A 23,182-nucleotide genomic window follows, 5' to 3' on the forward strand; every position below is an offset into this window, starting at 1 on the left:
GGCATTCGTTATGGAAACGCTTAGTGTCAAGAACGTCAGCCTGACATATCCAGGCCTCTATTCGGACCAGGCCGTCATAGCCCTCAAGGGCGTCAATCTCAGCATCAACAGCGGGGATTTCGTCGTCGCCCTCGGCGCATCGGGGTGCGGCAAGACCACATTGCTCAACATCATGGCCGGTTTCATGGCGCCGTCCGATGGAGAGATCTCGCTCGGGAACAACCGGATCAGCGGTCCGGGCGCCGACCGGGGCGTGGTGTTTCAAAAACATGCGCTGCTGCCCTGGCTCAACGTGATCGACAATACCGAGTTCGGCCTCAAGCTGCGCGGCGTCGACAAGACCAGGCGGCGGGAGCTCGCCACCAAGAACCTGGCGCTGGTCGGCCTGCAGGACTTCCATCGCCACATGATCTACCACCTGTCGGGCGGCATGCAGCAGCGTGTGGGCATCGCCAGAGCCCTGACCTGCGACCCGGCCATGCTCCTGATGGACGAACCGATGGCGGCGTTGGACGCGCTGACCCGCGAGACCATCCAGGAACTGCTGCTCAAAGTCTGGCAGCTCACCAACAAGATGTTCTTCTTCATCACCCACAGCGTCGAGGAAGCGCTGTTCCTGGGGTCACGGCTGATCGTGATGTCACCGCGCCCCGGCCGCATCACCCACACCTACGAACTCGATTTCAATCGCCAGTTCCTCGCGGAGGGTAACGCCCGTGCCATCAAGTCCAGCCCCCAGTTCATCAGAATGCGTGAAGAAGTACTCGGCATCATCTATGGCGACGAGCGCGCCAATCCGGAGGCGGCCCATGCTTGAGGGTGTCCTGAAGGCGCGGCCCGTCCAGCCCGGCAAGATCTTCGGTGCCCCCGGCGACGGCAGCAGCGGCCTGATCAGCCTGGCCACTGCCATCGTCCTGATCGCCCTGTGGTTCCTCGTCACGGAAACCGGCTGGGTCAAGCCCCTGTTCCTGCCATCCCCCCTGGCCGTCTGGGACAAGTTCGTGCTGGCGCTCACCGATGGCGTCTCCAACTCGACCCTCGCCGAACACACCATGGCCAGTCTCTGCCGTGTCGTCGGTGCCTTCCTGCTCGCCCTGGTTACCGCCGTGCCGATCGGCATCCTGATGGGTGTCAACCGCTTCGTACGCGGCCTGTTCGATCCGATCATCGAGTTCTACCGGCCACTGCCGCCGCTCGCCTATCTGCCGCTGATCATCATCTGGCTCGGCATCGGCGAGTTCCCCAAGGTGTTCCTGATCTACCTGGCGATCTTCGCGCCGATGGCCATCGCTGCCCGGGCCGGCGTACGCTCGGTCTCGACCGAGCAGATCCATGCCGCCTATGCCATGGGCGGCAGCCGCAGCCAGGTGATCAGCCAGGTCATTCTGAAGGCCGCCCTTCCGGAGATCTTCACCGGCATGCGCATCGGCATCGGCGTCGGCTGGACCACGCTGGTCGCGGCCGAAATGGTCGCAGCGAACCGGGGCCTCGGCTTCATGGTGCTCAATGCGGCCGAGAATCTGGAGAGCGACACGGTGATCATGGGCATCTTCATCATCGGCATCTTCGCCTTCGCCTTCGATCTTTTGATCCGCTACCTCGAAAAGGCGCTCATCCCCTGGAAGGGCAAGATCTGACGGCCGCGCAGCTGCATTGCCCGGAGCAAAGCGCATTCAAGCGTGAACGCTTGTTTGCTCTAGCTCTTTGTTTCGACACGTCTTTGCGCTTCGAGGTGATGCCGTCTAATCGCAAAACGCTTTAGCGCCCGCCTCGGGCTGACCGCCCGACGCCGGCGCCGTACCGGACCAACTTGAAAACAAGACCAACGGGCCGCCCAGCCGGCTCACGGCGAAGCTTTGCCCGAAGGGCCGCCGCGAAAATACGAGGAAACTGAAATGTCGATGACCGCAGCCGATCTTGCCCGCCTCTTCGATGCCTTCAACCGGCACGACATCGACGGCGTCATGGCCTTCTTCGCCCCGGACTGCGTGTTCGACGCCGTCGGCGGGCCGGAAGTCTACGGCACCCGCTTTTCCGGCGGCCAGGCCATCGCCGATGCCTTCAGTGCTGTGTGGCAGGCAATGCCCGATGCGCGCTGGGCTCATCACAGCCATTTCGTCCATGACGACCGGGCAGTTTCGGAATGGGTCTTCTCCGGCACCCAGGCCGACGGCAGCCGCATCGAGGCGGAGGGCTGCGACCTCTTCACCCTCGCCGACGACAAGATCATCCGCAAACAGGCCTTCCGCAAGAACCGGCCGCCGCAGGCTGCGCAGGACTGAGCCCAGCGCAGGAGGACAATCCGATGGACCAGCTGCTCACCAGGACGACGGCGCCAAGACAGCCCTTCGATCCGGCCTATGATCCGATTCACGCCCCCAATCCGGGCACCGGCAAGGACTATGCGCCGACCTACTGGATCGGCACGGCGGGCACACCGCCCGCCGACGACGGCCCCGTGACCAGAGACCTCGACGTCGATGTCGCCATCATCGGCTCGGGCTATACGGGCCTGTCCTGCGCCATTCATCTTGCCAGTGAGCACGGCATCAAGGCAACGGTGCTGGAGGCCAATGGCGTCGCCTGGGGCTGCTCGACCCGCAATGGCGGCCAGGCGCAGATCTCCTCGGGCCGGCTGAAGCGCTCGCAATGGATCGAGCGCTGGGGGGTGGATGTCGCCAAAAAGCTCCATGGCGAGATCGCCGATGCCTTCGAGCTGTTCCGAGAACTGATCCGCTCGCCGGAGATCGACTGCGAGCCCCAGGATGGCGGCCATCTCTACATCGCCCATCGCGACAAGATGCTGCCGGCCCTGGAGAAGGAGACTCGGCTCCTGAACGAGGTGTTCGGCTATCAGGCCCGCATGGTCAGCCGCGACGAGATCCATGGCGATTTCGTGCGCGACGCCGAAGCCAAGGGCGCGATGTACGAGCCGGACGGCATCGGCATCCATGCCGCCAAGCTAGCCTTCGGCTATCTGAAGCTGGCGCGCAAGCTCGGTGCCAGGGTGCATGTGTCGAGCCCCGTCTTCGGTTGCGAGTTCAAGAACGGCGTCCATCATCTGCGGACGCCGGGCGGCACCGTGCGCGCCCGCGCCGTCTGCATCGCCACGGCCGGCTACACTTCGCCCGGCCTGCACGCGCTGACACGGCACCGGCTGATGCCGATCCTGTCCAACTCGGTCGTCACCCGCCCGCTCACGCAGGAAGAGCGAGAGGCGCTGAATTTCAGGACCCGCATCCCGCTGACCGACACGCGCACCTTGCGCCATTATTATCGCCTGCTGCCGGATGGCCGCGTGCAGATCGGCAGCCGCAGCGCCATCACCGGCGGCGATGCGGCCAATCCCAAGCATCTCAACCTGCTGCTCGAAGGGCTCTACCGGAAGTTCCCGATCCTGCGCGGCATCGAGATCGACTATTCCTGGTGGGGCTGGGTCGATGTCAGCCACGACATGATGCCGCGCATCTTCCGCCCCGACCCGGCCCAGCCGCTGTTCTACGCCATGGGCTATGGCGGCAACGGCGTCATGTACTCGGCGCAGGCCGGCCGCCGCATGGCCCAGATGGTCGCCGGCAAGGGCGGCGGCCTCGATTTGCCGATCTTCACCTCGCCGCTGCCGAGCCACGGGCTGCTGACGCCGTTCAGGCGCCTGGGACAGTGGGGCATGTACCGCTGGTACTACCTCAAGGATGAGATCTTCTAGAGCGTCTACTGATCAAATTGGTTTTGAAAACCAATACATCTATTTGAAATCACGATTGAATATCACTCCATTCTCTCAGCGCCGAATGGCCCCTTCGAAAGGAACCACACCATGAAAATGACCACGGAAGAAGCCTTCGTCAAAGTCCTCCAGATGCATGGCATCGAGCATGCCTTCGGCATCATCGGCTCCGCGATGATGCCGGTTTCGGACCTGTTCCCCAAGGCGGGCGTGAAGTTCTGGGACTGCGCCCACGAGACCAATGCCGGCATGATGGCCGACGGCTTCAGCCGCGCCACCGGCACCATGGCCATGGCGATCGGCCAGAACGGACCGGGCGTCACCGGCTTCATCACCGCCATGAAGACGGCCTATTGGAACCACACCCCACTCCTGATGGTCACCCCGCAGGCGGCCAACAAGACCATCGGCCAGGGCGGCTTCCAGGAAGTTGACCAGATGGCGATGTTCGAGGAGATGGTGTGCTATCAGGAAGAGGTGCGCGATCCCTCGCGCATTCCCGAAGTGCTGAACCGGGTGATCGAGAAGGCTTGGCGCGGCTGCGCCCCGGCACAGATCAATATTCCCCGCGACTTCTGGACCCAGGTGATCGATGTCGATTTGCCGGCGATCGTCCGCTTCGAGCGCCCGGCCGGCGGGCCGCAGGCGATCGCCCAGGCCGCCAAGCTCTTGTCCGAGGCGAAATTCCCTGTGATCCTCAACGGCGCCGGCGTCGTCATCGGCAACGCCATCGGCGAATCCATGGCGCTGGCCGAACGGCTCGATGCGCCGGTGTGCTGCGGCTATCAGCACAATGACGCCTTCCCCGGCAGCCATCGCCTCGCCGTCGGGCCGCTCGGCTATAACGGCTCCAAGGCCGCGATGGAACTGATCGCCAAGGCCGACGTGGTGCTGGCACTCGGCACACGCCTCAATCCGTTCTCGACCCTGCCGGGCTACGGCATCGACTATTGGCCCAAGCAGGCTTCGATCATCCAGGTCGACATCAACGCCGATCGCATCGGCCTCACCAAGAAGGTCTCGGTCGGCATTTGCGGCGACGCCAGGCAGGTGGCGGGCCAGATTCTGGCACAATTGTCGCCGGCGGCCGGCGACACCGGCCGCCAGGAGCGCGTGGCGACCATTCACCAGACCCGTTCGGCCTGGCTGCAGCAGCTCTCCTCGATGGACCACGAGGACGACGATCCCGGCACGGAGTGGAACGACGGTGCCCGCCGGCGGGAACCCAACCGCATGTCGCCCCGCCAAGCCTGGCGCGCCATCCAGGCCGCGCTGCCGAAAGAGGCGATCATCTCCACCGACATCGGCAACAATTGCGCGATCGGCAATGCCTATCCGAGCTTCGAGCAGGGCCGCAAATATCTGGCGCCCGGCATGTTCGGCCCCTGCGGCTACGGTTTCCCCTCCATCGTCGGCGCCAAGATCGGCTGCCCCGACACGCCGGTGGTGGGCTTTGCCGGCGACGGCGCCTTCGGCATCTCGATGAACGAGATGGGCGCAATCGGCCGCGAGGGCTGGCCGGCCATCACCATGGTGATCTTCCGCAACTACCAATGGGGCGCGGAAAAGCGCAACACCACGCTGTGGTACGCCAACAACTTCGTCGGCACCGAGCTCAACCCCAATCTCAGCTACGCCAAGGTGGCCGAGGGTTGCGGGCTCAAGGGCGTCAGCGTCGACACGCCGGCCGGCCTGACCGAGGCTCTCGCCAGGGCGCTCGACGATCAGGCCAGGGGCGTGACCACCTTCGTCGAGGTCGTGCTCAACCAGGAGCTGGGCGAACCCTTCCGGCGCGACGCCATGAAGAAGCCCGTGCCGGTCGCCGGCATCGACCGCGCCGACATGCGACCTCAGCAGCGCGCCTGACCGGCCGCGGCCTGCCCGAAGCCGGGCAGGTCTTTCGCGCCGCACGCCAGTTCCCGATCTCACAGGAAACGCGCCCATGACGACCTCAGCCGTAACGCCGAGCCGGTTCGGAGGGTTTCCCTCGGCGGCAGCCCGCTATTGGCCGGGCGTGGCGGTGACCGGTGCCACCGCCATCGCCGCCCAATTCCTGTCCGACCATTACGGTGCACCCGCCATGCTGATGGCGCTGCTGCTTGGCATCGCCCTGCATTTCCTGTCGGAGGAAGGGCGCTGCGTTCCCGGCATCGACCTGTGCGCCAGGAAGGTGCTTCGCCTCGGCGTGGCCCTGCTCGGCATGCGCATCAGCGTCGACCTGCTGATCGGGCTCGGCGCCGGCACCATTCTCCTCCTGGTCGCGGCCATCGCGGCCACCATCGGTTTCGGCCTGCTGACCGCCAAGGTGCTCGGCCGGGGCTGGCGGCTGGCGCTGATCACCAGCGGCTCGGTCGCGATCTGCGGCGCCTCCGCCGCCATGGCGATTGCCGCCGTGCTGCCCAAGAACGAATTCTCCGAACGCAATCTGATCTTCACGGTGCTGTCGGTCACCGTGCTCAGCACCATCGCCATGATCGTCTATCCGATCCTCGCCCATGCGATCGGGCTGGATGCGCGCGCCACCGGCATCTTCTTCGGCGGCACCATCCACGACGTCGCCCAGGTGGTCGGAGCCGGATTCTCCGTCTCGCCCGAGGCCGGCGAGGCCGCCACGCTGGTCAAGCTCATCCGCGTCGCCATGCTGGCGCCGGTGGTGCTGGTCTATTCGCTGGCGACCCGCAACATCTCCGGCCCGGACGATGCTTCCGGCCGCCCGCCCCTGCTGCCCGGCTTCGTCGTCGCCTTCCTCATCCTGGCCGCGATCAATTCGTTCGGCCTGATCCCGCGGGTGGTCGCTGACGCCGGCTCGGAAGTCTCGCGCTGGGCCTTGCTGGCCGGCATCGTCTCGGTCGGCATGAAGACGGCGCTACGCCGCGTGCTCGACGTCGGCGGCGACGCGGTCGCCCTCATCGTCGCCGAGACCGTCTTCCTCGCCCTCTTCATCCTCGCCGGCATGTATCTTCTGGGGCATGTGTCATGAAACCGCTTGACCGCATCATCGCCGCGGCCAAGGCCGCCCCGAGGCGCATCGTCCTGGCCGAGGGCGAGGATCCCCGTATCGTCGAGGCCGCCTTGCGGGCGAGCCGGGACGGCATCGCCCGGATCATCCTCCTCGGCAGCGGCGACATCATCAGGCAGCGTCTGCTCGAAGCCGGCGCCGCAAGCGAAGAGATCCGCATCGAGGACCCGGCCACCTCGCCGCTCGCCCCTCGCCTGGCCGCCTCCTATCACCGGCTGCGCCAGTCCAAGGGCGTCGACGCGCATGCGGCTGCCCAGGCGCTGCGTTCACCGCTGACCTTCGCCGCCATGATGGTGCGCGAGAACGAAGCGGACGGCACGGTGGGCGGCGCCGTGGCGACCACCGCCGACACGGTGCGCGCGGCGCTGCAATGCATCGGCCGGGCGCCCGGGGCCGCCCTGGTCTCCAGCTTCTTCCTGATGATGCTGTGCCAGCCCTACCACGTGAAGAAGGGCGCCTTCCTGTTTGCCGATTGCGGCCTCGTCATCGATCCAGATGCCACGGAACTGGCCGATATCGCGCGGGTGTCCGCCCGCTCCTACCAGGCGCTGGCCGGCGTCTCGGCCAAGGTGGCGATGCTATCCTTCTCCACGGTCGGCAGCGCGGCGCATGAGCGGGTCTCCAAGGTGGTGGAGGCGACACGGCTTGCACAGGCCGCCGACCCCGATCTTGCCATCGACGGAGAGCTGCAGTTCGACAGTGCCTTCGTCGAGGCGGTGAGCGCCGCCAAGGCACCGAACTCGCCCCTGCATGGCGGCGCCAATGTCTTCATCTTCCCCAATCTCGACGCCTCCAACATCGGCTACAAGATCGCCCAGCGCATCGGCGGGGCAACGGCCATCGGGCCGATCCTGCAGGGGCTGGCCAGGCCTGCCAACGACCTCTCGCGCGGCTGCAGCGCCGAGGATGCCTACCACATGATCGCGGTCACCACGCTCCAGGCGGCCGATATGCGTCAGCCGACTGCGTCCTTCCTCCATGGCGGTGACGGTGACCCCAAGCCTTGAGGCATGGGACAGGAACAAGGCGGCCGGCCTCGCGTTTTTCCGGTCAAGTCAACGCCCCCATATCTGCGCAAACGACCGCACGACACCACCAACGATAACCCCAGGAAGGTGACCATGATCAGCCGACGCAATGTCCTGAAGCTGGGCGGCTCGACTGCCGCCGCCTTGGCAAGCGGAATGATGTTGCCGCCTCTCGCCCACGCGGAAGAGACGGTCACCCTGCCCTTTGCCAATGGCGAGCGCCCATTGGTGACATATCCCGGCAAGCGCCCCCTGATCGGGCTGACCGAGCGCCCGCCGCAGCTCGAAACGCCCTTCCAGATCTTCAATGAAGGCATCATCACCCCGAACGACGCCTTCTTCGTGCGCTACCACCTCTCCGACATCCCGCTCGGGATCGATCCCCAGACCTACCGGGTCGAGGTCAAGGGGCTGGTCAGGACGCCGCTTTCCCTGTCGCTGGATGACCTCAAGGCTTTCGAGCCGATCGAAATGGTGGCCGCCCACCAATGCTCGGGCAACAGCCGCGGCTTCGTCGAACCGCGCGTCGCCGGCGGACAGCTCGCCAATGGCGCCATGGGCAATGCCAGGTGGAAGGGCGTTCCCCTCAAGGCCGTCCTCGACAAGGCCGGCGTGCAGCCCGGCGCGGTGCAGGTATCGTTCGGCGGCCTGGACGGTCCGGCTGCGCCCGATACGCCCGATTTCGTCAAGGCCCTCGACATCGACCATGCCCGCGACGGCGAGGTGATGCTGGCCTATGCCATGAACGGCGAGGACCTGCCCTGGCTGAACGGCTTCCCGGTTCGCCTGGTCGTACCGGGCTGGTACGGCACCTACTGGCTCAAGCACCTCAACGAGATCACAGTGCTCGACAAGCCGTTCGAGGGCTTCTGGATGAAATCCGCCTACCGCATTCCCGACAATGACTGCGCCTGTACCGAACCCGGCAAGGCGCCGGACAAGACCGTGCCCATCAACCGGTTCAATGTGCGCTCCTTCATCACCAGCGTGCTCGACGGCCAGAAAGTGCCGGCCGGCGCACCCATGAAGCTGCGCGGCTTCGCCTTCGATGGCGGCTCGGGCATCAGGCAGGTTTCCATCTCGACCGACGACGGCGCCACCTGGCTGCCGGCACGCCTCGGCGAGGATCTCGGCAATTATTCCTTCCGGGAGTGGACCACCGATATTCGGCTCGAGCCGGGAGCCCATGTGCTCAAGGTGCGCGCCACCGGCAATGACGGCAAGACCCAGCCCGACAAGCCGCTGTGGAACCCGGCCGGCTACATGCGCAACTGCGTCGAAGCCACCAAGGTCACGGTAGCCTGAGGAGAGCCATGATGAAACGTATCGTCACCACATCACTGGCAGCCGCCCTCGCTTTGCTGCCTGTCTCCCTGGTCTTCGCCCGGCCGCTGACCTACCAGCTTCCCGACGAGGCTTCCAAATTCAAGGACGGGCCGAACCTCGAAACCGCGCAGAACAATTGTACCGCTTGTCATTCGGCGGACTATATCCGCACGCAGCCGCCGAAGAAGGGACAGGCCTTCTGGGCTGCCGAAGTCAACAAGATGATCAAGACCTACAAGGCGCCGATCGCCGAAGCCGACGTGAAGGCGATCGTCGAATATCTTGACTCAACATACTGACATATCACGATAAATCGCATATACAGATCGCAGGGCGATCTCCGCCAACGGGTGGCGGCATCGTCAGCCCCGACGAGCCGCCTCGATCGCCGCGACGTCGATCTTGCGCATCGCCATCATCGCTTCGAAGGCACGTTTGGCTTCCGCGCCACCGGCAGCCAAGGCCTCTGTCAACACCCGCGGCGTGATCTGCCAGGAGATGCCCCATCTGTCCTTGCACCAGCCGCACGCGCTTTCCTGACCGCCATTGCCGACGATGGCATTCCAGTAGCGATCCGTCTCCTCCTGGTCGTCCGTGGCGATCTGGAAGGAAAAGGCTTCGCTGTGCTTGAACGCGGATCCGCCGTTGAGGCCGAGGCAGGGAATGCCGGCAACGGTGAATTCGACCGTCAGCACGTCGCCCTCCTTGCCTGACGGGTAGTCGCCGGGTGCGCGGTGGACGGCATGCACCGTGCTGTCGGGAAAGATCTCGGCATAGAAGCGGGCCGCAGCCTCGGCTTCCTTGTCATACCACAGACAGATCATGTTCCTGGCAATCGCCATCGCTTGTCCTTTCGCGCTCAAGGCCAATGCTGCCCGACTTCCACGGATTCAGAGTGGTTCACGGTCGGCTTGGACACCGCTCCTCGATCGTAGAATGCATTCCGCCGCTCAACGTTCCAACGGCAGCGCTCGAAAAGTCGATGAAGGCACAGGCTCAGCCGGGGCATTGGCCCGGCATGGACCGCGATATTGCCTAAACTGACAGGGATCAGGCTTCCATCTGCGCTTCAAGCCTGTGCCGGCTGCCCGCTACCGACATCGATCGCATGGCAGGCGACGCGCACGTCGCTTTCGACCATGCGCATCTCAGGCCGCTCGCGCTTGCAGATCTCCATGGCCAGCGGGCAGCGCGGATGGAAGGCGCAGCCCGGCGGAGGATTGAGCGGGCTCGGCAGGTCGCCGGCCAGGGGTGCCCGGTCGCGGTTGGGGTTTTCGATATCGGGGATCGTCTCGAGCAGCAGCCGCGTATAGGGATGGCGCGGCCTGTCGAACACGGTGCGGCCCGGCCCCTCCTCCACCAGGCGGCCGAGATACATCACGCCGATGCGGTCGGTCAGGAAGCGCACCACCGACAGATTATGGCTGATGAACAGGTAGGTCAGGCCGAGGCGCTGCTGTAGGTCCTTGAGCAGGTTGAGCACCTGCGCCTGGACCGAGACGTCGAGAGCGGAGGTCGGCTCGTCCAGAAGCAGCAATTCGGCCTCGGCAGCCAAGGCGCGGGCAATGGAGATGCGCTGGCGCTGGCCGCCGGAGAATTCATGCGGATATTTGGTGCCGTCACCGGGCGCCAGCCCGACGGTCGACAGCAGGGCACCGACCCGGGCACGGCGCTCGGCCCGCGGCAGATGCCGCATCGGCTCGGCGATACTGCGCCCGATGCGCCAGCGCGGATTGAGGCTGCCGACCGGATCCTGGAACACCATCTGCAGGTGCACGGGCTTGCCGCCCTGGCCGACGAAGTCGATGCGGCCCTCGCTCGGCGCCTCCAGCCCGGCGATCAGGCGGGTGATGGTGGACTTGCCGCAACCGGACTCGCCCACGATCGAGAAGGTGGTGCCTCGCGGGATCGAAAAGCTCACGCCGTCGACCGCCCGGACCAGCTTGCGGCCGGCGCGGGTGACGACGCGCTGCAGGAAGGGCGCGGAGACGTCGAAGATCTTGGAGAGACCTGTGACCTCGACCAGCGCGGCGGCGTTGTCCTGCTTCATGGTGCGCCGCCGTCGATCCATTGATTGTCGGCGGCCACCACCCGGCCCCGCTTGACCACGAGCGCGCGGGGCGGACGATCCACCAGGATCTGCGCCCGGTTCTCGCCCGCGATCAGGACCAGGCTGCCCTCGCAACCCACCTCGAGCCCATAGCCTTCCAGGCCGAGCAGGTCGGCGCCGCGACGCGTGCCCATGTCGAGGGCCCTGAGCAGCTCCGCATCGGTGCGGCAATGGGTGCGGTAGGCCAGGAGCCAGCAGCGGTCGAGCATGTCGCCGTCGCCGTGCGGGTTCCAGGTGTCACGCAGGGAATCCGAGGCGACGGCACAGCGCACGCCGCGCGCCGCGAGCTCGAACATCGGCGGAAAGCCGATCTCGCCCGGTACGGCGGAAATGATGCCTATCCCCGCTTCGGCCAGCACGTCGATCATGCGCTGCACCTTGTGCGCAGGGCTGTCGCCAAGACAGAAGGCATGGCTGACGACCACCCGCCCCTGCATGCCCAGCGCCCGCGTGCGCTCGGCGATCATGCCGAGCTCGAACAGGCCGAGCTCCCCCGGCTCGTGCAAATGGATGTCGATCTTGGCACCCTTCCGGCTGGCGATGCCGAAGATGGTGTCGAGATGGCCCTTGGGATCGGCGTCGATGGTGGCGGGGTCGATGCCGCCGATGACGGAAGCGCCTTCGTCCAGCGCCGCTTCCATCAGTTCCGCCGTGCCGGGGTCGATCATCAGGCCGGTCTGGGGAAAGGCGACGAGTTCGAGGCCGACGGCATGCTTCACCTTCTCCCAGGCTTCCAGGACGCCGTGGAGATTGTCGAGCTTGTAGCCGGTGGAAATATCGACATGGCTGCGGATATGGGTCGAGCCCATCTCGACGCAGCGCCGCATCAGATTGCCGGCGCGCTCGGGAACGCCCCAGGGCAGGTCCTTGCGGATGGCGACCTCGTTGTCGATCATTGCCCGGAGCGACGGCGGCACGTTGATGGAGTGCCAGGGCAGGCCCCACAGGATCTTGTCGAGATGGACATGGGCCTCGACGAAGGGGGCGATGGCGATGGTCCCCTGGCCGTCGACAACCGGGACGCCCTCGGGCCGGTTGAGGTCGCGGCCAATGGCGGCGATCTTGCCGCCACGGATCAGGATGTCGGCGCTTTCCTTGGCGTCCGGGCGGACATTGGCGAGAAGAAGATCGGTCATTTCAGGGCCCAGGATAAAACAGGGATCAACGGAGACGGGGATTGAGGACATCGCGCAGCCAGTCGCCGACGATGTTGACGGAGAGAACGAGCAGGACGAGAGCCGTTCCCGGGAACAGGGAGATCCACCATTCGCCCGACAGCAGGAGGTCGTTTCCGGCGCGGATCAACGTGCCGAGCGAGGGCTGGGACGGTGGCATGCCCAGGCCGAGGAAGGACAGGATCGCCTCGGTGAGGATGGCGACGCCAAGCCCGAGCGTGGCCAGCACCAGCACCGGCCCGATGGTGTTGGGCAGGATATGGGAGAGCACGATGCGCAGGCTGGAAACCTTGCTGATGCGCGCCGCAGCCACATAGTCCTTCTGGCGCTCGATCATGGTGGCGGCCCGCACCGTCCGCGCGAACTGCACCCAGTCGGCGACACCGATGGCGAGGATGACGACATAAAAGCGCATGTCCTCGCGCAGCGCCGCCGGCATGACGATCTTGGCGACGCCATCGATGAAGAAGGCGATCATGATGGTGGGAAAGGAGAGCTGCACATCGGCGAGGCGCATGATGAGGGCATCGATCCAGCCGCCGAAATAACCGGCCAGCAAGCCGAGTGTCACCCCGATGGTGACCGAGAACAGCACGGCCGCAGCGCCCACCAGGATCGATATGCGCATGCCGTAGAAGATCGACGACAGGATGTCCCGGCCCTGCTCGTCGGTGCCGAGCAGATAGCGGGCGCTGCCGCCTTCCGACCAGACGGGAGGCAGGCGTGCATCCATGATGTCGAGCGTGGCCGGATCGAAGGGATCATGCGGCGCGATCAGGTTGGCGGCGACGGCGCAAATGACCAGCAACCCGAGAATGCAGGTGGCGATGACGACCGCGGGCGAGGTGCGAAAGCGCCAGGCGAGTTCGCTGGCGGCCATGCTTCTGACGATGGCGGCAAACTGACTCATTTCACCCTCAATCTCGGATCGACCAGCAGATAGGTCAGGTCGACGATCAAATTGATCAGCACGAAGCTGAAGCCGACGAAGGCGAGATAGGCCGCCATCACCGGAAAGTCGGCGAATTCGATCGCCTGCAGGATCAGCAGGCCCATGCCCGGCCATTGGAACACCGCCTCGACCACGATGGCGAAGGCGATCAGCGAGCCGATCTGCAGGCCGACGATGGTGATCACCGGCAACAGACTGTTTCGTAGCGCATGGGTGAGATGCACCGCCCGGTCCGACAGGCCGCGTGCCCGGGCGAACTTGATGAAATCGGAGCGCAGCACCTCCAGCATCTCGCCGCGGATCAGGCGCATGATCATCGAGACCTGGAAGACGGCGAGCGTGATGGTTGGCATGATCAGGGCCTTGAGGCCGCTCACCGTGAGGAAGCCGGTGGTCCACCAGCCGATCCGCACCGTGTCGCCGCGCCCGAAGGCCGATAGCCAGCGCAGCTCCACCGAAAAGACCAGGATGAGCAGCATGCCGATCAGGAATTGCGGCATGGAAATGCCGAGGAGCGAGCCCATCTGGAACAGGCGGCTCAACCAGCCGCGAGGCCTGAGCGCGGTATAGACCCCCATGGGAATGCCGACCAGCAAGGCGGTCAGGGTCGCCGCGAAGACCAGCTCCAGCGTCGCCGGCAAACGGGTGAGGATGAGATCGAGCACCGGCTGCCGGTTGCGGTACGAGACGCCGAAATCCCCGACCACCGCTCGTTCGACGAAACGCCAGAATTGCACGATGGTCGGCTGGTCGAGGCCGAGGGCCGCCCGCAATTCCTCGCGTTGGGCCAGCGTCGCATTGACGCCGAGCACATTGTTCACGGGGTCGCCGAGGAAATTGAAGATGCAGAAGGACAACCCGGTGACGACCAGCATGACCAGGATGACGCTGGTGAGGCGGGTTGCGAGCATGGAGATCATGAGGGTCTCTCGATCCCTGGCGCATTTTCCGGAAGAACCCATCGGCTCTTCGATGAGGAAGATGCATCAATGCGAAAAATTCGAGAAAGTCTGTGGTCCAACGGTAATGACTCGCGGATTGTGCTGCCCCTCGCTCCTACCCTCTCCCCGCAAGAGCCGGGCGAGGTAAGGTGAGGGGCGGCGCTACCTCGTCAGCACGGCTCGGAACTTGCGGAGGGGCGGTGGGAGATACCGCCCCTCCGTTTGCGCATGATGCCGGACAGTTTCGGGGGACCCGGAAAAAACATCATGCGGCAAAGCGAAGTCCGGAGCAGATGCGGCAGACGCCTGCCCTCGCGCGCCTCAGTTCATGGTGTAGTACCAGAAGCGCGTATACTCGTCGGCCGGCACCACGGCATTGACCTTGTCGCTCATGCCCCAGGTCAGGAACTGCTGGTGCAGCATGATCTTGCCGACCTCGTCGCGGTGGATCTTCACCACTTCCGAGATCATGGCCTGCCGCTTGGCCGGGTCATATTCGGTGCCGATCTGCTCGATCAGCTTGTCCACCTTGGGATTGGAATAGCCCTTGGGGTTCCAGGTGCCCAGATCGCCCGTGGGCGTGTGGATCGTCGCCGACATGATGTTGTAGGCGTCGATCGAGGGCAGGCCCGCCCACCCCAGCATATAGAAGGAATATTTGCCGGCCGGCAGTTCGGTGTCGGTCTGGACCGGCGTGTGCATGGTCAGCTGGACCTTGATGCCGATCTTGGCGAGCATACCGACGGTGGCCTGGCAGATCCTTTCGTCATTGATGAAGGAACCGGCCGGGCAATCCATCGGCAAGGTGAAGCCCTTGGCATAGCCCGCTTCCGCCAGCAGCGCCTTGGCGGCCGCGACATCATAGGGAAAGCGCACGTCGAGGCTGGCGTCGTAGAAAGGAAGCTGAGGGGCGAGCGGCACTGCGGTCGGACGCGAATTGCCACGCATGATGCTGCGCTTGATGCCTTCGATATCGATGGCCTGGTAGATGGCCTTGCGCACCCTGACATCGGCGAGCGGATTACCCTCGACGCCGCTGCCCGGCAGCGTCTTGCTCTGCTGATCCATGCCGAAGAAGATCGAGCGCAGATGTGGCGCCCGCATGATCTTCATGCCGGGTGTGGACGCGATGCGGTCGACGTCCTGTGACGGTGCGTTGCGGATGAAGTCGACCTCGCCCGACAAGAGGGCGGCGACGCGGGTGGCGGCATTGGTGATCGGCGTATAGACGATCTCGTCGAGATTATGCTGGGGCTTGTCCCACCAATCCTCGTTCTTGACCAGCACGGTGCGGACGTCTGGCTGGCGCGAGGCCAGCTTGAACGGCCCGGTTCCGATGCCTTGGGTGGTCATGGCGCCACCGGTGTTGGAGGAAAGGTCGATCGGCTTGGTTGCGCCCACCGATTCCTGGAACTTCTTGTCCAGGATGTACCAGCCGGCGAAATCGTTGAGCAGCAGCGCATATTTGCGCTTGAGCGTCACCTCGACGGTGTGATCATCGATCTTGGTGATCTTGGCGATGGGTTCGAGCAGGCCAGCAAAGGGGGAGCCGGGAGCCCCTGCCCGTTCGAAGGAGAAGATCACGTCATCGGCGGTGAAGGGGTCGCCATTGTGGAACTTGACGCCCTTGCGCAAATGGAACCGCCACTCGGTGTCCGAAACCGCCTCCCAGCTCTCGGCCAGGGCCGGCTCCAGCTTGAGGTCTTTATTCCAGCGCACCAAACCTTCATAGACATTGCTGAGCAGGCTGAGCGTGAAGTCGTCCCGCGCCGCATGCGGGTCCATGGAACTGATTTCCTGGGCTTCGGCGAAACGCAGCGTCTTGGCGCTTGCCGCTCCCGTGGCCAGCACGGCGCACGAGGCGATCAGCAGGATCTTCAAATAGGTCTTCACGGCCATCTCCCGGTTAAACGGTCCTTCGTCGGCGGTCACGACGGCGCGGCTTTGTTTTTGTCTCGCGCTTCGTCACCAAGCGATCGGCTGCATCCCGAACGGCTGGTGACTCCGTTCTCTGCAGACGATCCATTCCCCTGCCCGTATCCAGTTCGGGCATTTTGATCATTCCATAAGCGGCACACGCCGTCTACAAATTTGTACCACAACGAGTATACAATATTGTATGGCGAAGCTGGAGACGAGTTTATCCGGCGCGGGAGTTGCCGCTCCCGCGCGATCGTCAGAGCGTTGTACCGCCTTGATGCAAGAAACAGGCCGCCGCGGTGGCGCCTGCAACGGCGAGCCGGGGACTCTCGGCCTCGCAGCGCGGACCGCTTTGCCGGCAGCGCGGGTGGAAGGCACAGCCCTTGGGCCAATTGCCCAGGCGCGGCATCGCCCCGTCGATCTGGGCCAGACGTTCGACCTGGCGGCCCAGGGAGGGGATCGAGGCCATCAGGCCGGCCGCATACGGATGGTTGGGCCGGTGCACCACCGCCTCCACCGGGCCGATCTCGACCACGCGGCCTGCATACATCACCGCCACCCGGTCGGCGATCTCGGCGATGACCCCCATGTCGTGGGTGACCAGCATGATGGCGGTGTTCTTCTCCCGCGCCAGGCGCTTGAGAAGGGCCAGGATCTGGGCCTGGATGGAGACGTCGAGGGCCGTCGTCGGCTCGTCGGCGATGATCAACTCGGGCTCACCGGCCAGCGCCAGGGCGATGACGATGCGCTGGCGCATGCCGCCGGAGAATTGATGCGGATATTGCGCGAAGCGATTGACCGGGTCGGCGATGCCGACTTCGGTGAGAAGACGAATTGCCCGCTGGCGCGCTTCCTCGCGATCCAGCTCGGGAAAATGCGCGCGGATGGTCTCGGTCAATTGCCGGCCGACGGTGAACAGCGGATCGAGGCTGGTCAGGGGATCCTGGAAGATTGCTCCGATCCGTCGGCCACGGATCAGGCGCTGGCGATGTGGAGGCAGGTTGTCGATGCGCTCTCCGCTCAGGCGGATGCTGCCGGCAGCAATGCGGCCCGGCGCCTGTAGGAGCCCGATCAGCGCGCTGCCGGTCATCGACTTTCCTGCACCCGACTCGCCGACCACACCGAGGATCTCGCCCTGGCCGATGTCGAAGGAGACATTGTCGATGGCGACCAGCGTGCCGGTGCGTGTCGGGAACTCGATACGCAGATCCCGGACCTCCAGTACGGCCGATGGCGAGGTCGTCATCCCGCCTGTTTCACCGTGTGCGCTGGTCATGCCGCCTCACAATCGGGGTGCCACCGCCTGGTTGCGGCCACCGTGACAGGGGTTGTTTTCAACTTGGCAATATACAATGTAGAATACACTTGGTTTCCTCCGCTGAGTCAAATTGCAAGGTCGCATCATGCCCCCATCGTCCGGGCCTCAAACGAAGCAAGCGCCTGTCGCCCCCAAGCGTCGCGGACGGGCGGACGAACGGATCCATTCGGAGATCTATTCGGCCATCATCAACCACCAGCTTCGCCCGGCCACGCCGCTTCAGGAGGATGCCCTGGCCACTGCCTTCGGCGTCAGCCGCACGCTGATCCGCAAGGTCCTGCAGCAGCTCTCCCACGAAAAGCTGGTCGAGCTCATCCCCAACAAGGGGGCGATCGTCGCCCGGCCCTCGGTCGAGGAAGCCCGGCAGGTTTTCGAAGCCCGGCGCGAAATCGAGTGCATCCTGATCCGCCGTCTGGCCGCGACCATTACCGATGCGGAGATCACCGGGCTGCGGGCCGCGGTGGAAGCCGAGGCCCGGGCCCAGGAACAGGGCGACAAGCGCCGGCGGCTGCAGCTTTCGGGAGACTTTCATCGCGAACTCGCCTCCCTGGCCGGCAATGACGTTCTCAAGGATTTCGTGCATGAGCTCGTCTCGCGCTCCTCGCTGGTGATCGCGCTCTATGAATCCCCTGGCGCGGTTCCCTGCGCCTATGACGAGCACAAGCGCATCGTCGATGCACTGGCCAAGCGCGATGGCGAGGATGCCGCCCGCAACATGGAGCACCATCTGCGCCATGTCGAAGCCCAGGTCGACCTGTCAGACGTTCCGGCCCGCATCGACTTCAAATCGCTCTTCCGGCCGCTGGGCTGACCCCCGCCAGCCGGCGGGCGCATAGGCGGCCAGCTTGCCGGCATAGGGCTTGGCAAGCGGGTAGGCGAGATCACCATGCTTGGAGGTCTTGAGGCCCATGCCGACCAGGGCTTCGGCGAATTTGACCGCCGCGCAGACGCCGTCGATCACCGGGATCTGCAACCTGTCCTCGAGATAGTCGGCCAGGCCCGCCATGCCGGCGCAGCCGAGCACGATCGCCCCGGCCTTGTCCTCCTCCAGCGCCCTGAGGCATTCAGCCAGGATGACGTCGCGCGCCCGCGTGCCCGGCTGTTCGAGTTCGAGCACAGGCAGTTCGGTGGCCCGCACGCGCCGGCAATGATGCTGCATGCCGTAATTGCGCACCAGGTGCTCGGCGATGATGCGGGTGCGCTCCAGCGTGGTGACTACCGAAAAGCCGGTGGCCACGAAGGCGGCCGCATGCATGGCCGCCTCGGCGATGCCGATCACCGGAGCGTCGGTGATCTCGCGCGCCGCCAGCAGGCCGGGATCGCCGAAGCAGGCGATGACATAGGCATCGGCCGGCGGCCCGTCGCGGATTTCGTCGACCAGGCCGATGACGCTCATGGCTTCATCGAAATGGCCCTCGATCGAAGCCGCCCCCGAGCGCGAGGTCGCGGCGACGATCTCGGTGCCGGGCGCAGCCACGGCGCAGGCACTGACACGCATCGCCTCGGTCATCGATGCCGTGGTGTTGGGATTGATCAGCTTGATGCGCATGGGCTTCCTCAGGCGGCGGAATATCTTGTTCTTAGTATTGTATACGATATTGTATCTTTATGTGATTTCCAACGAGCGTCAATGGCGTTGATGCGCATCGACAGTCCCACGCCGTCCGGCGCATGAGTCCGAACGGTCGGGCCTCTGGCGCCGGATCGGATCAGGGATCCCCACTTGGTGGGAAGGGAACGTTCAAGAATAAAACGCTTCTTTCCGCATTGTGCTGCCCCTCACCCTTACCCTCTCCCCGTAAGAACGGGGCGAGGGGGACTTCGAGCGGGTACTTTGGTCTGGGAGCATCGCATCTCGCCCAATCGTGGAGCGAGATGACCGAACTGAGAATCAATCGCAGCGCTTGCGCCCCCTCGCCCCGTTCTTACGGGGAGAGGGTAAGGGTGAGGGGCGGTATCACCTATCAAACAAGGCACCTATTGTTGCGAATGTCCTAAGGAGCACAATCGTTCCTTCCCCAAAGTCCGGGGAGGATTCCCGCCTCCTAGCCAGCGGCGCGAAAGTCCGTGAATTCGGCGCGCTCGGCCCTTCGGATGCAATACATCCATAGATTGAATTTCATTGTTGACACATAATTGTATACATGTGAGGCTTTGAATCGTATCCGACAGAACCGCCTGCAAGGGAGATGTCGATGGATGGCGATAACCACCCCGTCCTCAGGGTGCGCAATCTCAAGACCGGGTTTGCTACGCCGGCAGGCATGGTGGTGGCGGTCGATGGCGTCGATTTCGATCTCCATCGCAACGAGATCCTGGCGATCATCGGCGAATCCGGCTCGGGCAAGACCGTGACGGCCCTCTCGCTGATCCGGCTGATCACCTCGCCGCCCGGGCGCTATCTCGGCGGCTCGATCGAGATCGGCGGACGCGACCTTCTCAGCCTCGACGAGACGGCGATGGAGACGGTTCGCGGCAAGACCATCGGCATGATCTTCCAGAACCCGCGCGCCTCGCTCGATCCCTCCTTCACCATCGAATCCCAGCTCACCGAGACATTGCTGCGCCACGATCCGGCCCTCGGCCGCAAGGGCGCCCGCGCCGCCGCGACCAAGGCATTGCAGGAAGTCGGCTTTCCCGACATTCCGCGCGTGCTGGCAAGCTATCCCCACCAGCTCAGCGGCGGCATGTGCCAGCGCATCGGCCTGGCCATGGTGCTGGCCTGCAAGCCCGAACTCCTCATCGCCGACGAGCCGACCACCGCCCTCGATGTCGGGGTCCAGGCCAAGATCCTGCTGCTCCTGAAGAAGCGCAGCCGCGAAACCGGCCTGCCGATCGTCATCATCACCCATGATATCGGCGTGGTCCGCGCCATCGCCACCCGAGTACTGGTGATGTATGGCGGCCATGTCCAGGAGGCCGGCGAGATCGACGAGCTCCTGGCCGAGCCGCTGCATCCCTATACCAAGGCCCTGATCCGATCCATTCCCGATCCGGATGCCCCGGCCGACACCATGACCTTCATCAAGGGCGAGCCGCCCAATTTGCTGGCGCCGCCGCCCGGATGCCGCTTCGCGCCGCGCTGCGACCAGGCGATCGGACTGTGCCACCAGAAGCTGCCTGAGTGGCGTGCGGCCGGCCCAGGCCGGATGGTGCGCTGCCATCTCGCCGCTGCGGGAGGGCCGCAATGACCCGCCCTGCCCTGATCGAGGTGCGCTCCGTCAACAAGACCTTCAGCGTCAGCAAGGGCGGCCTGTTCCGTCGGCCCGCCGCCAGCACCAAGGCGGTCAACGATGTCAGCCTGACCATCGCCAGGGGCGAGATCCTGGGCTGCGTCGGCGGCTCGGGATCGGGCAAGTCGACGCTCGGGCGCATCATCCTGCGTCTCATCGAGCCCGACAGCGGCGAAGTGCGCTATGGCGGCACCGACCTGCGCACCCTCTCGCGCGAGCAGATGCGGCAATATCGCCGCCGCCTGCAGATCGTCTTCCAGGATCCGCTGCAATCGCTCAATCCGCGGCGCACGGTGGCTGAGAACATCGCCCGGCCCCTGCTCAATTTCGGCGTCGCGACCGCGGCCGCCAACCGGCGCGTCGACGAACTGCTCGAACTCGTCGGCCTCGATCCACGCCAGTCCTATCGCTATCCGCACGAATATAGCGGGGGCCAGTGCCAGCGCATCGCCATCGCCCGCGCCTTGGCGCTCGAGCCGGAATTCCTGTTCCTGGACGAGCCGGTCTCGGCCCTCGACGTCTCGATCCAGGCCCAGATCCTCAACCTCCTGGCGGAGCTGAGAAAGAAGCTCGATCTCACCTTCCTGTTCGTTTCCCACGATTTGAAGATCGTCAAACAGTTCTGCGACCGCACCATGGTGATGTATCGCGGCTGCGTGCTCGAAGAGGGCGGCAGCCAGCAGGTCTATGCCGAGCCGCTGCATCCCTTCACCCGCGACTTCCTCGGCACCGTGCTGCATCTGCGCAAGGACTCGCGCTGGGAACAGGCGGCCGAGCGGGCCGAGGATCTGGAAGGCACGGCCGGGCTCACGGGATCGGGCTGCATCTATGCAGGCAACTGCGCCGAACGCTTCGAGCCCTGCACCCGATCGGCACCGGCACTGACGGCTCTCACCGGCGAAAGGAGGGTCGCCTGTTTCCGCCATAGCGGGCCCTGAACGTCCAGACACCATCCCAACGACAATCAAAAATCACGAGGGGAACCATCATGACGACAAAGCATCGCAACGAACGAACGAGGCCGCACAGATCCTGGAAGGGCCTGCTGCGCGCCGGCGTGACGGCGGCGGCACTGGTCGCCGGCGGTCTTGCGGTCTTCGGCACGTCGCAGGCGTTCGCGGCCGGCAATACCATCACCTTCGCGGTGGAATCGGATTTCAGCCGCCTCGACCCGCATGCCTCGCGCACCTGGAACACCTTCAAGGTCGTGCGCCATCTGTTCGAGACCTTCGTCGAGGAGGACCTTACCAAGGGTCCCGACGTCGCGCCCAAGATCGTGCCGGCCCTGGCCGAGAGCTGGGACGTCTCGCCCGACGGCAAGAGCTATACTTTCCACCTGCGCAAGGGCGTCCAGTTCCACGACGGCACGCCCTGGAACGCCCAGGCGGCGAAGTTCAATCTCGACCGCATGACGGACAAGAATTTCAAATATTTCCAGCCCGTCTCCCCTGGCCTGATGGGCTGGATGTGGCAGGACCTCGCCGGCTATGAGGTGGTCGACGACTATACCTTCAAGATCAATCTCAAGCAGCCCAATGCCGAATTCCTGCGCCGCATGGCCGCCGGCGGTTCCGGCGCGCCGCGCATGATCAGCCCCACCGCGGTCGAGACCTATGGCAACGACAAGATCGAGCAGCACCCGATCGGCACCGGCCCCTTCAAATTCGTGGAAAGGGTGGTGGGCGAGAAGCTGGTGATCGCCCGCAACGACAATTACTGGGATCCGACGCGCAAGCCCAAGGCCGACCAGATCATCCTGCGCGGCATTCCCGAAGTCGCCACGCGTGAACTGGCGCTAGAGCGTCGTGCGGGAAGTTTGAGTCGAGGGATTCCCTTTTGGGTGGATTCGTGATTCACCGTGTTAGGAGGTGGATCATGGCCCATTCTGACGACTTACGCGTTCGAGTGACCGATGCGATTAGCCAAGGGCAGTCGCGCCGAGCGGCGGGGCGGCGTTTTGCCGTGAGTGCCAGTTCGGCGATCCGCTGGGCTTCACGAGTGGAACGGAGCGGGCAAGTCAAGGCTTCGAAGATGGGGCGGCCGGCGGGCAAAGGGCCGCTGTCGGATCATCTGGACTTCCTCATCGCTGCAGTGGAGGAGACGCCGGACATAACCATGCCGGAGCTTGCCGAGCGTCTCCAGCAGGCGAGCGGGATTGTTGCTCATACCGCTTCCCTGTCGCGCCTTTTGTGCCGGGCCGGGTTCACGTATAAAAAAACAGCTGATGGCGTCGGAGTGCGCACGCGCTGACGTGGCCGAGAAGCGTCGTGTCTGGATCCAGAAGCGTCAGCCCCGGATGCGCCGCCAGCCAGGCCGCCTGGTCTTTATCGACGAGACGAGCCTCAACACCAAAATGACCCGCCTGCGTGGCCGCGCCCCTCGCGGTCGCCGGCTCAAGGCCCGTGCCCCCTTTGGCAAATGGGGGACCCAGAC

The 23,182-nt window shown here is 64.8% G+C and carries 22 protein-coding genes; 14 read left to right on the forward strand and 8 right to left on the reverse strand.

Annotation, left to right across the window (positions count from 1 at the left end; all coding sequences use genetic code 11):
- Positions 1-10 precede the first annotated feature (10 nt).
- The 9 genes from ACTJKX_RS25630 to sorB all read left to right on the forward strand — a co-directional run bounded on the left by ACTJKX_RS25630 (position 11) and on the right by sorB (position 9,399).
- A complete protein-coding gene (locus ACTJKX_RS25630; RefSeq protein ID WP_367624462.1) occupies positions 11-817 on the forward strand; it encodes a taurine ABC transporter ATP-binding protein in 807 nt (268 codons plus the stop codon).
- Complete coding sequence (locus ACTJKX_RS25635; RefSeq protein ID WP_149249852.1) at positions 810-1,637, forward strand: ABC transporter permease subunit; 828 nt, start codon at positions 810-812, stop codon at positions 1,635-1,637. Before ACTJKX_RS25630 ends, ACTJKX_RS25635 begins: the two co-directional genes overlap by 8 nt.
- Before the next feature lie 264 nt (positions 1,638-1,901).
- Positions 1,902-2,282 (forward strand): nuclear transport factor 2 family protein, encoded by a 381-nt coding sequence (locus tag ACTJKX_RS25640; protein WP_440726981.1) that lies wholly within the window; start codon positions 1,902-1,904, stop codon positions 2,280-2,282.
- Between the two features lie 23 nt (positions 2,283-2,305).
- Entirely contained in the window at positions 2,306-3,706 is a 1,401-nt protein-coding gene (locus ACTJKX_RS25645) for an NAD(P)/FAD-dependent oxidoreductase (RefSeq protein WP_440726972.1), read from the forward strand.
- A 111-nt stretch (positions 3,707-3,817) separates the two neighbouring features.
- Positions 3,818-5,593, forward strand: a complete 1,776-nt coding sequence (gene xsc, locus ACTJKX_RS25650) for a sulfoacetaldehyde acetyltransferase (RefSeq protein ID WP_440726973.1) — start codon at positions 3,818-3,820, stop codon at positions 5,591-5,593.
- 76 nt (positions 5,594-5,669) lie between these two features.
- Complete coding sequence (locus ACTJKX_RS25655; RefSeq protein WP_440726974.1) at positions 5,670-6,707, forward strand: YeiH family protein; 1,038 nt, start codon at positions 5,670-5,672, stop codon at positions 6,705-6,707.
- A complete protein-coding gene (pta, locus tag ACTJKX_RS25660; RefSeq protein WP_440726975.1) occupies positions 6,704-7,753 on the forward strand; it encodes a phosphate acetyltransferase in 1,050 nt (349 codons plus the stop codon). The genes ACTJKX_RS25655 and pta overlap by 4 nt, the downstream gene beginning before the upstream one ends.
- A gap of 114 nt (positions 7,754-7,867) precedes the next feature.
- Positions 7,868-9,079, forward strand: a complete 1,212-nt coding sequence (sorA, locus tag ACTJKX_RS25665) for a SorA family sulfite dehydrogenase catalytic subunit (RefSeq protein WP_440726976.1) — start codon at positions 7,868-7,870, stop codon at positions 9,077-9,079.
- A gap of 11 nt (positions 9,080-9,090) precedes the next feature.
- On the forward strand, positions 9,091-9,399 hold the full coding sequence (sorB, locus tag ACTJKX_RS25670; protein ID WP_440726982.1) for a SorB family sulfite dehydrogenase c-type cytochrome subunit: 309 nt from the start codon (positions 9,091-9,093) through the stop codon (positions 9,397-9,399).
- A gap of 63 nt (positions 9,400-9,462) precedes the next feature.
- Here the strand turns inward: sorB and ACTJKX_RS25675 are convergent, their stop codons facing one another.
- The 7 genes from ACTJKX_RS25675 to ACTJKX_RS25705 all read right to left on the reverse strand — a co-directional run bounded on the left by ACTJKX_RS25675 (position 9,463) and on the right by ACTJKX_RS25705 (position 17,444).
- A complete protein-coding gene (locus ACTJKX_RS25675) occupies positions 9,463-9,936 on the reverse strand; it encodes a VOC family protein (RefSeq protein ID WP_440726983.1) in 474 nt (157 codons plus the stop codon).
- Between the two features lie 233 nt (positions 9,937-10,169).
- Positions 10,170-11,150 (reverse strand): ABC transporter ATP-binding protein, encoded by a 981-nt coding sequence (locus tag ACTJKX_RS25680; RefSeq protein ID WP_440726977.1) that lies wholly within the window; start codon positions 11,148-11,150, stop codon positions 10,170-10,172.
- Positions 11,147-12,346: an amidohydrolase family protein gene (locus tag ACTJKX_RS25685; RefSeq protein WP_440726978.1), complete on the reverse strand. Its 1,200-nt coding sequence runs from the start codon at positions 12,344-12,346 to the stop codon at positions 11,147-11,149. Before ACTJKX_RS25685 ends, ACTJKX_RS25680 begins: the two co-directional genes overlap by 4 nt.
- 25 nt (positions 12,347-12,371) lie before the next feature.
- Positions 12,372-13,295, reverse strand: a complete 924-nt coding sequence (locus ACTJKX_RS25690) for an ABC transporter permease (RefSeq protein WP_394312226.1) — start codon at positions 13,293-13,295, stop codon at positions 12,372-12,374.
- Entirely contained in the window at positions 13,292-14,257 is a 966-nt protein-coding gene (locus ACTJKX_RS25695; protein WP_149249863.1) for an ABC transporter permease, read from the reverse strand. Before ACTJKX_RS25695 ends, ACTJKX_RS25690 begins: the two co-directional genes overlap by 4 nt.
- A gap of 342 nt (positions 14,258-14,599) precedes the next feature.
- Positions 14,600-16,171 (reverse strand): ABC transporter substrate-binding protein, encoded by a 1,572-nt coding sequence (locus tag ACTJKX_RS25700; protein WP_187829339.1) that lies wholly within the window; start codon positions 16,169-16,171, stop codon positions 14,600-14,602.
- Positions 16,172-16,454: 283 nt separating this feature from the next.
- Positions 16,455-17,444 carry an ABC transporter ATP-binding protein gene (locus tag ACTJKX_RS25705; protein WP_440726984.1) on the reverse strand — a complete coding sequence of 330 codons (990 nt, stop codon included), beginning with the start codon at positions 17,442-17,444 and terminating at the stop codon, positions 16,455-16,457.
- Between the two features lie 157 nt (positions 17,445-17,601).
- On the opposite strand from ACTJKX_RS25705, the gene ACTJKX_RS25710 reads away from it, so the two are divergent.
- Positions 17,602-18,327: a GntR family transcriptional regulator gene (locus ACTJKX_RS25710; protein WP_440726979.1), complete on the forward strand. Its 726-nt coding sequence runs from the start codon at positions 17,602-17,604 to the stop codon at positions 18,325-18,327.
- Here ACTJKX_RS25710 and ACTJKX_RS25715 read toward each other — a convergent pair.
- Positions 18,274-19,065 carry an aspartate/glutamate racemase family protein gene (locus ACTJKX_RS25715; protein WP_149249866.1) on the reverse strand — a complete coding sequence of 264 codons (792 nt, stop codon included), beginning with the start codon at positions 19,063-19,065 and terminating at the stop codon, positions 18,274-18,276. The genes ACTJKX_RS25710 and ACTJKX_RS25715 overlap by 54 nt on opposite strands.
- Before the next feature lie 646 nt (positions 19,066-19,711).
- Here ACTJKX_RS25715 and ACTJKX_RS25720 point away from each other — a divergent pair.
- The 4 genes from ACTJKX_RS25720 to ACTJKX_RS25735 are packed head-to-tail and all read left to right on the forward strand — an operon-like array spanning position 19,712 to position 22,999.
- Entirely contained in the window at positions 19,712-20,707 is a 996-nt protein-coding gene (locus ACTJKX_RS25720) for an ABC transporter ATP-binding protein (RefSeq protein ID WP_394312229.1), read from the forward strand.
- On the forward strand, positions 20,704-21,687 hold the full coding sequence (locus ACTJKX_RS25725; RefSeq protein ID WP_394312230.1) for an ATP-binding cassette domain-containing protein: 984 nt from the start codon (positions 20,704-20,706) through the stop codon (positions 21,685-21,687). The genes ACTJKX_RS25720 and ACTJKX_RS25725 overlap by 4 nt, the downstream gene beginning before the upstream one ends.
- Positions 21,688-21,737: 50 nt before the next feature.
- Complete coding sequence (locus ACTJKX_RS25730) at positions 21,738-22,601, forward strand: ABC transporter substrate-binding protein (protein ID WP_440726980.1); 864 nt, start codon at positions 21,738-21,740, stop codon at positions 22,599-22,601.
- A 23-nt stretch (positions 22,602-22,624) separates the two neighbouring features.
- Entirely contained in the window at positions 22,625-22,999 is a 375-nt protein-coding gene (locus ACTJKX_RS25735; protein ID WP_440726361.1) for an IS630 transposase-related protein, read from the forward strand.
- The last annotated feature ends 183 nt before the right edge of the window (positions 23,000-23,182 follow it).

The organism is Labrys sp. 22185 (assembly GCF_052045555.1).
In the GTDB taxonomy this organism is placed as follows: Bacteria; Pseudomonadota; Alphaproteobacteria; order Rhizobiales; family Labraceae; genus Labrys; species Labrys neptuniae.